This window comes from Marivivens niveibacter, from assembly GCF_002150005.2.
Taxonomy (GTDB): Bacteria; Pseudomonadota; Alphaproteobacteria; order Rhodobacterales; family Rhodobacteraceae; genus Marivivens; species Marivivens niveibacter.
Genome location: NZ_MSPP01000003.1, coordinates 182,711 through 196,541 on the forward strand (window position 1 = coordinate 182,711; position 13,831 = coordinate 196,541).

Below are 13,831 nucleotides of genomic sequence, written 5' to 3' on the forward strand. Positions count from 1 at the left end.
CAATTGTATGCCAAACGGTGATTTGATCAAGAATCATGCAACTGATTCTTCGGTTTTGGGGGAAATATGGTCGATATTTGGTTTTGGGTTGCGGCCGTTCTGGCGGCAATCAGCGTTGGCCTAAGCAAGGGCGGTTTGGCGTCGCTGGGCACGATAGCGGTGCCGATCATGGCGCTGGTGATGGACCCGATCATGGCCGCAGGGTTGTTGCTACCTGTCTATATCGTGTCCGATATTTTTGGCGTTTATACCTATCGCAAGGCCTATGACGTTCCGGTTCTAAAGGTGGTTTTGATTGGCGGAACGTTGGGCGTGATCGCGGGCGGTTTGCTGGCATCGATCGTGCCAAAGGCGTTTGTGACGTTGCTGGTTGGCGTTATTGGCGCGGTGTTTACCCTAAATTTCATTTTGCGGCGCGGACGCGAGGTGTCTCCAGCGCCATTGAATAAGGCCAAGGGCAATTTCTGGATGTTCCTATCTGGCTTTACCAGTTTCGTCAGCCACGCAGGGGCACCGCCCTATCAGATGTTTGTTCTGCCGTTGAAATTGGACAAACTGGTTTTTGCTGGCACGACGACCATCGCATTTGCCTATATCAACGCCATCAAACTGATCCCCTATGCGATGCTGGGGCAGATCAACGTAAGCAGTTTGCGTAATGCAGCGATCCTGATGATCCCTGCTGTAATTTCCGTATTTGTGGGCGCCAAATTGGTCAAAGTGATCCCTGAAAAGATATTCTTTAACTTCGTGGTCATCACTCTGGGATTGGTGTCGATCAAATTGATCTACGACGCGATCGGGCAGTTTTAATAAAAATGGCCGCCCACGATGGGGCGGCCGGAACTCGTTACAAGTCGTCTAAATTACGATGCTTGGTACTCTGGCATTTCGGCCAGAACTTCGGCGTTGGCGTTCATGTAAACTTGCATGTCGTCGCCATCGGTTTCTTCTAGGATCTGCAGGTCGTCATAAGCGATCTCAACTGGTTTTGCGCCCAGACCCAAGAAACCGCCCACGTCCAGAATAACAGCGTCAATGTCACCTTCAGCCGTCAGGACGATGTCACTGATGGTGCCCAGATCTTCGTCTTCCATGTTGTTGACGTCTTGGCCGATCAGCATTTCAGCGGTGAGTTCACCGACTGCAACGTTGGTGTAGCCGTCGATCATGATGATCTCTTCGCTGTCAGCGGTTGCCATGACTGTCGCGTCTGTTTCAGTCATTGCGTCGATTTCATCCATCGCATCATTTGCGGCATCAGCGATCGAGGTTTGAGCTTCGTCAATTGTTGCACCAAGACCGGTTTCAGCTTCGGCGGTTGCATCCATTTCTGCCGACATGGTGTCGCCCACTTGTGCGTCCATTTCGGTCGAAACGGCAGCGTGGCTTTCTGCCAGTGCAGGGCCAGCGATCATCAGGGCAGCAGCGGAGGTCAGTAGAATGTTTTTCATAATGTATTCCTTTATCTGTCGCCGGTGCGTCACCGGCATTTGCAGACACAACACCGCGCCGTCAGAAAAAGTTGCGAGAAAAGATATAATAATTTCAGGGAACTTTCGGCTGATTTCGGCGTTTCGGGCGCGTTCCTTCTAACTCTTTGGTCGAAGTGTCGCTGCGTTGCGGCAAATTTCCCTTTGAATGAATCGGTTATATATGTTCATTTCTGCGCAACAATATTGCGAGGTAGAATCATGTCCGACCGTCCATTCCGTTCCGCTCTGTATATTCCGGGTTCCAAAGATCGCGCTTTGGACAAGGCACGTGGTCTGCCTGTCGATGCAATCCTGTTCGATCTAGAGGATGCCGTCGCACCAGATGAAAAGGTGAACGCACGTGACACGCTGGCGGCGGCCCTATCGGCTGGCGGATATGGCGCGCGTTACCGCGTTGTGCGCGTGAACGGTCTGGATACCGAATGGGGCGAGGCTGATTGCAAAGCCGCCGCTGAAATGGATTGCAACGCCGTTCTGGTGCCAAAGGTGAACAGCCCAGCGGACGTTGATGCCGTTGCTGCGCTAGTTGGCGACAAAAAGATCTGGGCGATGATGGAAACCCCGCTGGGCGTCATCAACGCTGCTGCAATTGCTGCGCACGACCGTATCGAAGGGTTCGTTTTGGGCACCAACGATCTGGCCAAAGATCTGAATACCCGCGAATCCGACAATCGCGAACCGCTGCTGTATAGCCTGCAGGCCTGCCTGTGCGCGGCCAAAGCATATGGCGTTGTCGCAATCGACGGCGTGTATAACGCCTTCAAAGACGACGAAGGCCTGAAAATCGAATGCGATCAGGGCCGTGACATGGGCTTTGACGGGAAATCGTTGATCCACCCTGCGCAGGTCGAAATCACGAACACCGCATTTGCGCCAACCCCTGCGGAAATCGAACTGGCCGAACGTCAGATCGCGGCATTTGAAGAGGCCGAAAAACAGGGTCTGGGTGTCGCCGTAGTTGATGGCAAGATCGTTGAAAACTTGCATATCGTTACAGCCAAGGCCACGCTGGCCAAAGCCGCAGCAATTGCTGCCATCGAAAGCTAACGGGGCGGATCATTTCGCCCGAAAGGGAATGAAATGATCCTTCTTATATTAGGCGTTCTGTTATGGTCGGTCGCTCATCTGTTCAAACGACTGTCGCCCGCGCGGCGCGAAGCATTAGGCGCAAAGGGGCGGGGGCCCATCGCCTTGGCTTTGTTGCTGTCTGTGGTGTTGATGGTCGTTGGCTATCGGATGTGGTGGGCCGATCTGGCCTATGCGCCGCCCGTTTGGGGCAAACATCTGAACAACCTGTTGATGTTGTTCGCGGTTTACCTGTTCGCAGCGGCGGGCATGAAAACGGCGATCACGCGCAAAATCAGGCATCCGCAGCTGACGGGCTTCAAACTATGGGCCGTCGCGCACCTGCTCGCCAATGGCGATTGGGCGTCTGTGGTTCTGTTCGGCGGTTTGCTGATCTGGGCCGTGGCCGAGGTGATTTTGATCAGCCGCGCCACCACATGGGAAAAACCTGCGCCAGCGCCGATGGGCAAAGAAATTGGTGCGGTCGTTGGGACCGTGTTGGTTTACGGCGTAATTGCCTATATCCACATCCTGCTGGGCTACATGCCCTTTGGTTAATCCCGCGCCCCGTTGGGTCGCGGCCAATACAGGATGCGACCCGATGAAGGCCTATCGTTTTCTATCCGAAGATGACACCGCAGATTTCTGCCACAAAGTCACCGAAGCTCTGAGCAAAGGCTGGGAGCTTTATGGCGATCCTACCTATTCCTTTGATGCGGCCCGCGGCGTGATGCGCTGTGGTCAGGCCGTCGTGAAAGAGGTGGATGCCGAATATTCACGAGAGATAAAACTGGGACAGCTATGACCAAAACCAATCCGGGACGTTTTTTCGAAGATTATCAGGTAGGGCAGGTGATCAAACACGCTGTCCCGCGCACCGTCGCCGAAGGCGAACGCGCATTGTACCACGCGCTGTATCCTGCACGTCACGCGCTGTATTCGTCGGACGTGTTCGCCGCTGATTGCGGTCTGGACGGATCGCCGGTGGATGACCTGATCGCGTTTCACGTGGTCTTTGGGAAAACTGTTCCGGATGTATCGCTGAACGCGGTTGCGAACCTTGGCTATGCCGAAGGCCGCTGGCTGCTGCCCGTCTACCCCGGCGATACCCTGCGGTCCGAATCCGAGGTGATCGGGGTCAAAGAAAACTCGAACGGGAAAACCGGCGTTGTTTACGTCCGCACCCGCGGCATCAATCAGAACGACGATGTTGTTCTGGAATACGTCCGCTGGGTCATGGTCCGCAAAGGCAACGTTGATGCCCCAGCGCCAGAAACCGTGCTGCCTGATCTGAAAAAGGTGCTGTCGGTTGACGATCTGGTCATCCCGGAAGGCCTGACCTTTGAAAACTATTATTTCGATCTGGCGGGCGAACAGCATCGTTGGGGTGACTATGCCGTTGGCGAAATCATCGACCACGTTGATGGCGTCACCATTGAAGAGGCCGAACACATGCTGGCCACGCGCCTGTGGCAGAACACGGCCAAGGTGCATTTTGACCTGACTTTCCGCCCCGAAGGTCGCCTGATCTATGGCGGTCACGTTATTTCGATGGCCCGCGCTTTGTCGTTCAACGGTCTGGCGAATGCGCAGATGATCGTTGGCCTGAACGGCGGCGCCCATGCGAACCCGTGTTTCTCGGGTGATACGATCAAGGCGTGGACCGAAGTTCTGGATAAAGCCGAAACCGACTTTCCTGGCGTTGGTGCGATCCGCCTGCGTCTGGTTGCGACAAAGGATGGTTCGGTTGGCGACCTAAAAGGCGAGGACGGGAAATACAAATCTGGTGTCCTTCTGGACCTCGATTATTGGGCCCTGATGCCAGTGTAAAAGGTCAAAGCGTCGCGAATCGCGGCGCTTTTTCATGACAAAAATAGTCGGAAATATATTTGTGATCACAGGTGGAAATCTCGTGATCACAAACTGCTGTTTTAGCGCTAACTGCGTCAGTTTTTCATCGCTTGCCCTAATCGGATAGCGTGACAGGAACGTAAAAAACGCTAGAAGGATAGTACACCGGAAACCGGAAAGGAACTGTCATGGGAGATATCCCCCGCGGGAACCGCCCGCTGTCGCCGTTTATGATCGGCCCATACTACCGCCTACAGATTACATCGATTTCGTCCATCATGGTGCGTATCACTGGTATCGCATTGATGGGCGCTGTTTGTTTGGTCGTGGCGTGGCTGTTGGCTGCTGCATCGTCTGAAACCGCATTTGGCGTTGTTGACGGACTGCTACGCAGCTTTGTTGGCGATATCGTCATGTTCTTGGCCACTTGGGCGCTGTGGTATCACGCGCTGGGCCGTTTGCGCCACGTGGTCTGGGATTTCGGATATTGCCTGAACATCGAAACCGCTCAGAAACTGGGCTGGGGCATGTTCGCTGGTGCAACCGTTTTGGCTGTTCTGACAGCCATCGTATTCTAAAGGGGGCGTGACTATGAGATATCTAACCGATCGCAAACGCGCCACCGGACTGGGCGCAGGCGGCGCAGGTAGCCACCACCACTGGAAAATGATCGTGTCGTCGATCTCGATCTGTGTGCTGACACCGTTCTTTATCACCACATTCGGTTTGGCGCTGGGCCGTTCGTATGACGACGCAATCGCGTTCCTGTCGCATCCGGTGTCCGTCGTCATCATGGCGCTTAGCCTGATTGTCGGCATCCAGCATTTCAAAATGGAAATCGACGAAGCGGTCGAGGACTACGTTGGCGGCATCGCCCGTAAACTGACCTTGGTCGCAGTCACCGCGTTCAGCTACACGCTGATGGCCCTTGGCCTGTTCGCGCTGTTGAAAATCGCGCTGTAATACGCGTACAGAAGGAATAGAACATTGGCAGCATACGAATACGAAACACACGAATATGACGTTGTCGTAATCGGCGCCGGTGGCGCTGGTCTGCGTGCGACGCTGGGTATGGCCGAACAGGGCTTGCGCACCGCGTGTATTTCCAAAGTGTTCCCGACCCGTTCGCACACCGTTGCGGCGCAGGGTGGTATTGCGGCATCGCTGGGCAACATGGGCCCAGACAGCTGGCAGTGGCACATGTACGACACCGTAAAAGGGTCGGACTGGCTGGGCGATACCGACGCGATGGAATATCTAGCGCGCGAAGCTCCCAAAGCTGTTTACGAACTGGAACACTATGGCGTTCCGTTCAGCCGTACCGAAGAAGGTAAAATCTACCAGCGTCCGTTCGGCGGCCACACCACCGAATTCGGCGAAGGCCCACCCGTACAGCGTACCTGTGCTGCTGCTGACCGTACCGGTCACGCGATCCTGCACACGCTGTATGGTCAGTCGCTGAAAAACAACGCTGAATTCTACATCGAATATTTCGCGATCGACCTGATCATGAGCGAAGACGGCCAGTGCACCGGCGTCGTTTGCTGGAAACTGGACGACGGCACGTTCCACGTGTTCAACGCGAAAATGGTTGTTCTGGCGACCGGCGGTTACGGCCGTGCGTATTTCTCGGCGACTTCGGCGCACACCTGTACGGGTGACGGCGGCGGTATGGTTGCACGTGCTGGCCTGGCGCTGCAGGATATGGAATTCGTTCAGTTCCACCCAACCGGCATCTACGGTTCGGGCTGTCTGATCACCGAAGGCGCACGCGGCGAAGGTGGTTATCTGACCAACTCTGAAGGCGAACGTTTCATGGAACGTTACGCGCCAAACTACAAAGACTTGGCGCCGCGCGACTACGTTTCGCGTTCGATGACCATGGAAATCCGCGAAGGCCGCGGCGTTGGTAAAGACGGTGACCACATTCACCTGCACCTGAACCACCTGCCAGCCGAAGCATTGGCAGAACGTCTGCCTGGTATTTCGGAATCTGCGAAAATCTTTGCTGGTGTTGACGTGACCAAAGAACCAATTCCGGTTCTGCCAACTGTTCACTACAACATGGGCGGCATTCCAACCAATTATTGGGGCGAAGTGCTGAACCCAACTGCTGATAATCCAACTGGCGTTGTTCCAGGCCTGATGGCTGTGGGCGAAGCTGGCTGTGCGTCGGTACACGGTGCAAACCGTCTGGGTTCGAACTCTTTGATCGACCTTGTTGTGTTCGGCCGCGCCGCTGCGATCCGTGCGGGTCAGGTTGTGGATCCGAATTCGGCAAACCCAGTCCTGAACCAAGCGTCCATCGACAAAGCGTTCGACCGTTTCGACGGCCTGCGTCACGCCAAAGGCAACATGGCAACCGCCGAGCTGCGTTTGGAAATGCAGAAAACCATGCAGGCAGATGCGGCTGTGTTCCGTACCGCCAAAACCATGGCAGAAGGCGTCGAGAAGATGACCGCAATCGCGGGCAAAATGGACGATCTGTCGGTCACCGACCGCAGCCTTGTCTGGAACTCGGACCTGATGGAAACGCTGGAGCTGACCAACCTGATGCCGAACGCGCTGGCAACAATCGCAGGCGCCGCAGCACGCGAAGAATCGCGCGGTGCGCACGCTCACGAAGATTTCCCAGAGCGTGACGACAACAAGTGGCGCGTCCACACCGTTGCCCGCGTCGGAGAGACCAAGGTTGATCTGTCCTATCGTCCAGTGATCACCGATCCGCTGACGACCGAAGATCAGGGCGGTATCAGCCTGAAAACCATCGCACCAAAGGCGCGTACGTTCTAATGCGGACCGCGGTACTGCTATTGGCGCTTTCTCCTGTCTGGGTTGTCGGATGTGGCAAGCCAGCAGTAGATTATTCGGCGACTTCTGTCGCCGAATGCGCCGCGCAGTACAACGCAGCACCCAGCCCGCAAACATTGGCGGTGTATCAGCAATGCCTGACCATGATCGGTGCGAATGTACCGCAGGCTGCGTTTGATGATCCGACAATGGCGGCGTATCTGGAACCCGTTGGCGAACAGCGTCCAGCCGTTCAGTTGCAGGCGCCTAGCTTGTATTGCACCGGCGGCTCTAGCTTTATGCAAGGGGGGGCAGGGTATTGTATCGGTGGTTTCTGATCAGTGCGCTGGCTGCCGTTGCGGCTTGTGGCCCAATCGCGCCTGAACGCGCAGCCCAGATTTGCGAAGAACGCGCCCAACGCGCTGATGGCCCATTTGGCAATATCACGCTGGGTACTAATTCCAAATCGGGCGCTTTCGCGTCGGGCGAAATCGGAATTTCCACGGACTATCTGCGTGGGACCGATCCGATGACCGTATATGAACGTTGCGTGGTTGATCTGACGGGCACGGGCCCGATCCGGCCGCCATCGCTGTAAGAGGAGAGTGATAAGATGAAACAGTTCATTTTGGCATGTGTTGCGACGGCCGCGATTGCGGGCTGCACGATGTCGGACACTCTGACTGAAAAAGCCGAAGTGGCGCAGTCTGATATGGCCTATGCTGTGATCGTGCCTGTACTGATGCAGACTGAATTGCCCGGTGGTGTGTCGATCCCGCGTGGGGTTGCTGAACCATTGGCCCGCTGCATCATCGAAAATGCAACCGTTTCCGAATTGTCGTCGCTGGCTGCGGCATCGGTGACGGGCCCGACCGCCGATACGAATTATATCGTGTCGAATATTCTTAACCGTGCCTCCACCACGACCTGCGCGACCGCTGCGCTGTCGGGTGGTGCCAGTGCCTAAGACTAGGAGCCTGACCCATGGTCCAATTCTCCCTTCCTAAAAACAGCCGTATGACGGTTGGCAAAACCTGGCCCAAACCCGAGGGTGCAACCAACGTCCGCAAATTCCAGATCTACCGCTGGAACCCTGACGACGGCAAAAATCCTGCGATCGACACCTATTTCGTTGATATGGACGATTGCGGCCCGATGGTTTTGGACGCTCTGATCTACATTAAAAACAAGATCGACGCGACGCTGACGTTCCGCCGTTCCTGCCGCGAAGGCATCTGTGGTTCCTGCGCGATGAACATCGACGGTATTAACACGCTGGCCTGTATCTACGGCATGGATGAAATCAAAGGCGACGTGAAAATCAATCCGCTGCCGCACATGCCTGTGGTCAAAGACTTGATCCCAGACCTGACCCATTTCTACGCGCAGCACGCGTCGATCATGCCTTGGCTGGAAACCAAAACCAACCGTCCTGCAAAGGAATGGAAGCAGTCGATCGAAGACCGCAAAAAACTGGACGGTCTGTATGAATGCGTTATGTGCGCATCCTGTTCGACATCCTGCCCTAGCTACTGGTGGAACTCTGACAAATATCTGGGCCCAGCTGCGTTGCTGCACGCCTACCGCTGGATCATCGACAGCCGCGACGAAGCCACCGGTGAACGTCTGGACGAGCTAGAAGATCCGTTCAAACTGTATCGTTGTCACACCATCATGAACTGCGCGAAAACCTGTCCAAAGGGTCTGAACCCGGCAGAGGCGATCGCCAACATCAAAAAGATGATGGTCGAACGCAGCGTCTAATCGACACGAACTGATTTGAAAGGCCCCGCAATTTGCGGGGCTTTTTGTTTTTGGGGATTGTAGTCGCTGTGCCGCTTTGTATCGTTTGATCAAATATCAGGAGCCGCCCGATGACACGTGACCCGCAACACGCCCCCCTAGATGCAGATGACCGCCGCGCAATCGCGCCCGTCATTTGTTATCCGAACGACGCATTGCCCCCAGCCGATGTTGAGGGATATCGCGCTGCCATGCAAACTGCCGCGGCCGGTGATGGCGTTACTGTACCACCACGGGATGCTGCATCCATTTTGGTGCCTGCTGGTTCAATCTTGCGCATTGGCTGCCCAGAGGGGCCGCAGGTGGGCGATTTGAACCTGTTTAATGCGAACAATCTAAATGAACGTTTCTTTTCTGGGAAAACGCGCGCCATTCACGGAACGCACGTAACTGTTGGACATCGTTTATGGTCGAATTTTCCATATCTGCGGCCTATGGCGACCGTGATTAACGATACGTTGGAATGGTATGGTGCGGATGAATTTGGCGGGCGTGTGCATGATGTAATTGGCACGCGCTGCGACCCATATACAGGCCGTGCATTAGGTGGACCTGATTATCATTATTGCTGCCATTCCAATTTAACGCGGGCATTGGCTGATGATCAGGGTATAGAATTAGAACAGGCCGAACCGTATGTGCATGACGTTTTAAATGTCTTTATGTGCACCGGTTTTACCCGCGATACGGGGCAGTATTTTATGAAAGCCAGCCCAGTCCGTGCAGGTGACTATTTAGATCTATTCGCAGAAATTGATCTTTTGGCTGTGTTGAGTGCATGTCCGGGCGGGGATTGTAGTAGCGAACATTCGTCCGATACGGCCGCTTGTTACCCATTATCGATGCAGGTCTTTACACCTGAAAAAGGGGCGCTGCCAAATTGGCAATCGCCCCCCATTAACCCATATGACCGTAGTCATGGGCGATAATTAAATCGCAAAGCTTTCGATGTCGGTGCCTGCGGCTTCGGCATCTTTGATCCATTGTGGTTTGCGACCACGACCGGACCAAGTTTGCGTTGCATCCGCAGGGTTGCGATATTTCGCTGCTGCTTTGGCTTTTGGGGCTTTGGCGCCGCCTGCCAATTCTTCTAATGAAAAACCGAATTCGGCTGCGGCTTTGGCTGCAGCTTCGCGGGCTGCTTTTAATTCGCGAGCGCCGACGCGTGATAATGCTTTGTCTACGTCTGCGCGCAGTTGTTCCAGCTCTTTGCGGGACATTGATTCCAGATCGAATGACATTTTCGTTCCTTTTTGAGTGATCAAAAGGAACATGCGCCCAATTAATTAATTAATCAATTGGGCGCATAAATAATTAAGCGGCTTTTTCGGATGGATCTACTAAGACGACAATGTCTTCCATAATGCGGTTCAATTCGAAATCTTTGGGTGTATAGACACGCGCGACACCCATATTGATTAATTTTTGCGCATCCTCATCCGGAATAATGCCGCCCGCAATTACCGGAATGTGATCCAATCCTTTGGCTTTTAGTTTTTCGACGACTTCGCCAATTAATGGCAGGTGCGAACCTGAAAGGATCGAAAGGCCGATAACATGCGCTTGGTCGCGTTCTGCAGCCTCGATGATTTCGTCCGGCGTTAGGCGGATACCTTCGTATGTGATGTCCATGCCGCAATCGCGTGCACGGGCTGCGATTTGTTCGGCACCGTTCGAATGGCCGTCCAGTCCAGGTTTGCCAACGATGAATTTCAACGGACGGCCCAGTTTGCCCGATACATTCGCCACGCGGTCGCGGATGTCATCCAGACCTTCGGTGCGGTTCGATGGGTTTTTGGACACGCCTGTTGGGGCGCGGTATTGGCCGAATACCTGACGGATCGCTTCGGCCCATTCGCCTGTGGTGACGCCCGCTTTGGCAGCGGCGATTGATGGGATCATGATGTTTGTGCCGTCTTTGGCGGCGGCGGACAGGTCTGCCAGTGCTTTGGCAACCGCATCCGCGTCACGGGACGATTTCCATTCGTTCAGGCGTTGGATCTGTTCCGCCTCCACTGCTGGATCAACGGTCATGATCGCGTCATCGCCAGAGGTCAGCGGCGAAGGTTCGCCCTGTTGCCATTTGTTCACGCCAACAACGGTGGTTTCGCCCGCTTCGATGTTGTTGATGCGTTTGCCGTTGGATTCGACCAGACGGGATTTCATGTATTCGATCGACTGAACCGCGCCGCCCATACCGTCGATGGTGGCTAGCTCTTCGCGTGCGCCTTCTTTCAACGCGGCGACTTTGCGTTCGACGGCTGGGTTGTTGTCGAACAGATCGTCGTATTCCAGCAGGTCGGTTTCATAGGCCATGATCTGTTGCATACGCAGGGACCATTGTTGGTCCCATGGACGCGGCAGCCCCAAGGCTTCGTTCCATGCAGGCAGCTGAACAGCGCGCGCGCGTGCGTTTTTCGACAGGGTGACGGCCAGCATTTCGATCAGAATACGGTATACGTTATTTTCTGGCTGCTGTTCGGTCAGGCCAAGGCTGTTGACCTGAACGCCATAACGGAAACGGCGCATTTTTGGATCTTCGACGCCATAACGTTCCTGACAAATCTCGTCCCACAGTTCGACGAACGCGCGCATTTTGCACATTTCGGTGACGAAACGGATGCCTGCGTTCACAAAGAACGAAATGCGGCCGACCATGTTGGGGAAATGTTCGGCTGGAACTTTGTCTTTCAGATCGTCCAAAACGGCCGTTGCGGTCGCTAGTGCGAATGCCAGTTCTTCCTCTGGCGTCGCGCCTGCCTCTTGCAAGTGGTAGGAGCAGACGTTCATCGGGTTCCATTTAGGCAGGTTTTCACGGGTATAGGCGGCGACGTCCGTGATCATGCGTAGGGATGGTTTGGGCGGACAGATGTAGGTGCCGCGCGACAGGTATTCTTTGATAATGTCGTTTTGCACGGTGCCTTGCAGTTTGGACACATCCGCGCCCTGTTCTTCGGCCACAGCGATGTATAGCGACAACAGCCAAGGCGCGGTCGCGTTGATCGTCATCGATGTGTTCATCTGTTCCAGCGGGATTTGGTCGAACAGCGCGCGCATATCCCCTAGGTGGCAAACGGGCACGCCCACTTTGCCAACCTCGCCACGCGACAGGCGGTGATCAGAATCATATCCGGTCTGGGTTGGCAGGTCGAAAGCGACCGATAGACCGGTCTGACCTTTTGCCAGGTTCGAACGATACAAAGCGTTGGACGCAGCGGCGGTCGAGTGACCCGCATAAGTCCGGAACAGCCATGGACGATCTTTCTGCGCTTGCGACATGTTGGGCCTCCTAAGAATCTTTTGGGTAATTTTATTACCCTCAGGAATTGAATACGGAAACAATGCATCCCTGTCAATTCGCTGCAACGCGGCGTCAGCCTATTGTCGAATATCTGATTTCAGTCCATTGTCCGCGCGATGACTACGCCCGTGACATTGCCGCTATGGCTCCTTGTATTAATTGTGCTCTTCGCGGCGGTAACGTTCGCGTCGCATTTTTTGTTTCCATCTGTCCGTTGGTTTTTCCGTCGGCGCATGGAACGTGCGGTGTCGCGGCTGAATAAACGTCTGGCTCGCCCGATCGAGCCATTCAAATTGGCCCGCCGTTACGACACCATCCAGCGCGTGATTTATGACCCTGAAGTCACCAAAGCGATCCACCGCACCGCGCGAGTCGAAGGGATTCCTGAAAACGTGGCTTCTGAACGTGCCCGTAGATATGCCCGTGAAATTGTGCCGAGTTTTTCAGCGACCGTATATTTCGGCATCGGTGCGCGTTTGTCGCGTTGGCTATCGCGCGCATTCTATAAAATACGTTTGGGTGCCTTAGATCGAGACAAGCTCGCGGCGATGGACCCAAACGCCACGTGGGTTTTTGTGATCAATCATCGAAGCAACATGGATTACGTTCTGATCACCCATATGATCAGTAGCGCGGGAACGTTGGCCTATGCGGTGGGGGAATGGGCGCGCGTCTGGCCGTTGTCATGGCTAGTGCGTGCGATGGGGGCGTACTTCATCCGTCGCGGATCGCATGGTCAGTTGTATCGGGCTGTTTTGGCGGCTTATGTGCGTTTGGCCACGCAAAACGGCGTATCTCAGGCGTTTTTCCCCGAAGGTGGGCTGTCTTTGACTGGTGCAATGGGGCGGCCAAAGCTGGGATTACTTAGTTACATGGTCGAAGGGTGGGATGCTGATGACCGCGATGTCATCTTTGTACCTGTGGCGTTGAATTATGACCGCGTCCCCGAAGATCGCATTCTGGTTCGTGCTGCGCAAACTGGTGAACGCAAATTCCGACCGTCGTTTGGAGCCGCCGTGCTGGCGATCCCTGTCACCATCTGGCGGGCGATCCGATTGAAGTTCACCCCCTTTGGTACCGCTGCAGTTGGATTTGGGAAACCATTGGTTCTGTCGGAATTCATGAAATCGTCGGGCAGTCATGGGGTCGAACAACTGGCCGAGGATCTGATGGACCGCATGGCGGATACGGTGCCTTTAGTCCCGACGCCATTGGTCGCGCGAGCTGTTCTGGCAGGCGCGGATACGGCGGAAAAGATCGAAAACCATATTGCGGGCACACTAGATATATATGCGGCGCGCGGCGGTGCGTTGCCTAGGCGCGGACCCAAAGGGTTAACCAAAGAAGGCATCGCACTGTTGGTTGCCCGTAAAATTCTGGTCCGGTCGGCCGCGAAATATTCTGTCGCGGATGGTGAGCTGCCGTTGGTGGAGTATTACGCCGCATCTATCGCGCACCATTTCGATCACTGAATTTACCCGACATTAGTCGCAAAGATGACCCGCGCCGCCCTGTGCAGCGCGGT

At 54.9% G+C, this 13,831-nt stretch carries 17 protein-coding genes; 14 read left to right on the top strand and 3 right to left on the bottom strand.

Annotated features, from left to right (window positions below):
* Nucleotides 1-66: 66 nt before the first annotated feature.
* Nucleotides 67-813 (top strand): sulfite exporter TauE/SafE family protein, encoded by a 747-nt coding sequence (locus BVC71_RS09570; protein WP_086451444.1) that lies wholly within the window; start codon nucleotides 67-69, stop codon nucleotides 811-813.
* A 53-nt stretch (nucleotides 814-866) separates the two neighbouring features.
* Here the strand turns inward: BVC71_RS09570 and BVC71_RS09575 are convergent, their stop codons facing one another.
* Entirely contained in the window at nucleotides 867-1,454 is a 588-nt protein-coding gene (locus BVC71_RS09575; protein ID WP_165767753.1) for a PRC-barrel domain-containing protein, read from the bottom strand.
* A gap of 240 nt (nucleotides 1,455-1,694) precedes the next feature.
* On the opposite strand from BVC71_RS09575, the gene BVC71_RS09580 reads away from it, so the two are divergent.
* The 12 genes from BVC71_RS09580 (at nucleotide 1,695) to BVC71_RS09635 (ending at nucleotide 9,934) form a co-directional block, all read left to right on the top strand.
* Entirely contained in the window at nucleotides 1,695-2,543 is an 849-nt protein-coding gene (locus tag BVC71_RS09580; RefSeq protein WP_086451446.1) for an HpcH/HpaI aldolase/citrate lyase family protein, read from the top strand.
* A 33-nt stretch (nucleotides 2,544-2,576) separates the two neighbouring features.
* On the top strand, nucleotides 2,577-3,119 hold the full coding sequence (locus BVC71_RS09585; protein ID WP_086451447.1) for an NnrU family protein: 543 nt from the start codon (nucleotides 2,577-2,579) through the stop codon (nucleotides 3,117-3,119).
* A 43-nt stretch (nucleotides 3,120-3,162) separates the two neighbouring features.
* Nucleotides 3,163-3,366, top strand: a complete 204-nt coding sequence (locus BVC71_RS09590; RefSeq protein WP_086451448.1) for a DUF1737 domain-containing protein — start codon at nucleotides 3,163-3,165, stop codon at nucleotides 3,364-3,366.
* Nucleotides 3,363-4,391 (top strand): MaoC family dehydratase, encoded by a 1,029-nt coding sequence (locus tag BVC71_RS09595; protein ID WP_086451449.1) that lies wholly within the window; start codon nucleotides 3,363-3,365, stop codon nucleotides 4,389-4,391. The genes BVC71_RS09590 and BVC71_RS09595 overlap by 4 nt, the downstream gene beginning before the upstream one ends.
* Before the next feature lie 209 nt (nucleotides 4,392-4,600).
* Nucleotides 4,601-4,990 carry a succinate dehydrogenase, cytochrome b556 subunit gene (gene sdhC / locus BVC71_RS09600; protein WP_086451450.1) on the top strand — a complete coding sequence of 130 codons (390 nt, stop codon included), beginning with the start codon at nucleotides 4,601-4,603 and terminating at the stop codon, nucleotides 4,988-4,990.
* Between the two features lie 13 nt (nucleotides 4,991-5,003).
* Nucleotides 5,004-5,375: a succinate dehydrogenase, hydrophobic membrane anchor protein gene (gene sdhD / locus BVC71_RS09605; protein ID WP_086451451.1), complete on the top strand. Its 372-nt coding sequence runs from the start codon at nucleotides 5,004-5,006 to the stop codon at nucleotides 5,373-5,375.
* 24 nt (nucleotides 5,376-5,399) lie between these two features.
* Nucleotides 5,400-7,205 carry a succinate dehydrogenase flavoprotein subunit gene (gene sdhA / locus BVC71_RS09610; protein ID WP_086451452.1) on the top strand — a complete coding sequence of 602 codons (1,806 nt, stop codon included), beginning with the start codon at nucleotides 5,400-5,402 and terminating at the stop codon, nucleotides 7,203-7,205.
* The gene (locus BVC71_RS09615) at nucleotides 7,205-7,540 is read left to right on the top strand and encodes a hypothetical protein (protein WP_086451453.1); all 336 of its coding nucleotides are present in this window, start codon (nucleotides 7,205-7,207) and stop codon (nucleotides 7,538-7,540) included. Before sdhA ends, BVC71_RS09615 begins: the two co-directional genes overlap by 1 nt.
* Nucleotides 7,522-7,800, top strand: coding sequence for a hypothetical protein (locus BVC71_RS09620; RefSeq protein WP_086451454.1), 279 nt, complete (start codon nucleotides 7,522-7,524; stop codon nucleotides 7,798-7,800). The genes BVC71_RS09615 and BVC71_RS09620 overlap by 19 nt, the downstream gene beginning before the upstream one ends.
* Before the next feature lie 15 nt (nucleotides 7,801-7,815).
* Nucleotides 7,816-8,169 (top strand): hypothetical protein, encoded by a 354-nt coding sequence (locus BVC71_RS09625; protein WP_086451455.1) that lies wholly within the window; start codon nucleotides 7,816-7,818, stop codon nucleotides 8,167-8,169.
* 17 nt (nucleotides 8,170-8,186) lie between these two features.
* Nucleotides 8,187-8,966, top strand: coding sequence for a succinate dehydrogenase iron-sulfur subunit (locus BVC71_RS09630; protein WP_086451456.1), 780 nt, complete (start codon nucleotides 8,187-8,189; stop codon nucleotides 8,964-8,966).
* Nucleotides 8,967-9,076: 110 nt separating this feature from the next.
* Nucleotides 9,077-9,934 carry an urea carboxylase-associated family protein gene (locus BVC71_RS09635; RefSeq protein ID WP_086451457.1) on the top strand — a complete coding sequence of 286 codons (858 nt, stop codon included), beginning with the start codon at nucleotides 9,077-9,079 and terminating at the stop codon, nucleotides 9,932-9,934.
* Here BVC71_RS09635 and BVC71_RS09640 read toward each other — a convergent pair whose 3' ends face one another.
* Both BVC71_RS09640 and BVC71_RS09645 read right to left on the bottom strand, forming a co-directional pair.
* Entirely contained in the window at nucleotides 9,935-10,246 is a 312-nt protein-coding gene (locus BVC71_RS09640) for an H-NS histone family protein (RefSeq protein WP_086451820.1), read from the bottom strand. It abuts the gene before it with no gap.
* A gap of 73 nt (nucleotides 10,247-10,319) precedes the next feature.
* Entirely contained in the window at nucleotides 10,320-12,284 is a 1,965-nt protein-coding gene (locus tag BVC71_RS09645) for a protein meaA (protein ID WP_086451458.1), read from the bottom strand.
* A gap of 267 nt (nucleotides 12,285-12,551) precedes the next feature.
* Here BVC71_RS09645 and BVC71_RS09650 point away from each other — a divergent pair, with 267 nt between their 5' ends.
* Entirely contained in the window at nucleotides 12,552-13,778 is a 1,227-nt protein-coding gene (locus BVC71_RS09650) for a 1-acyl-sn-glycerol-3-phosphate acyltransferase (RefSeq protein ID WP_338036472.1), read from the top strand.
* The last annotated feature ends 53 nt before the right edge of the window (nucleotides 13,779-13,831 follow it).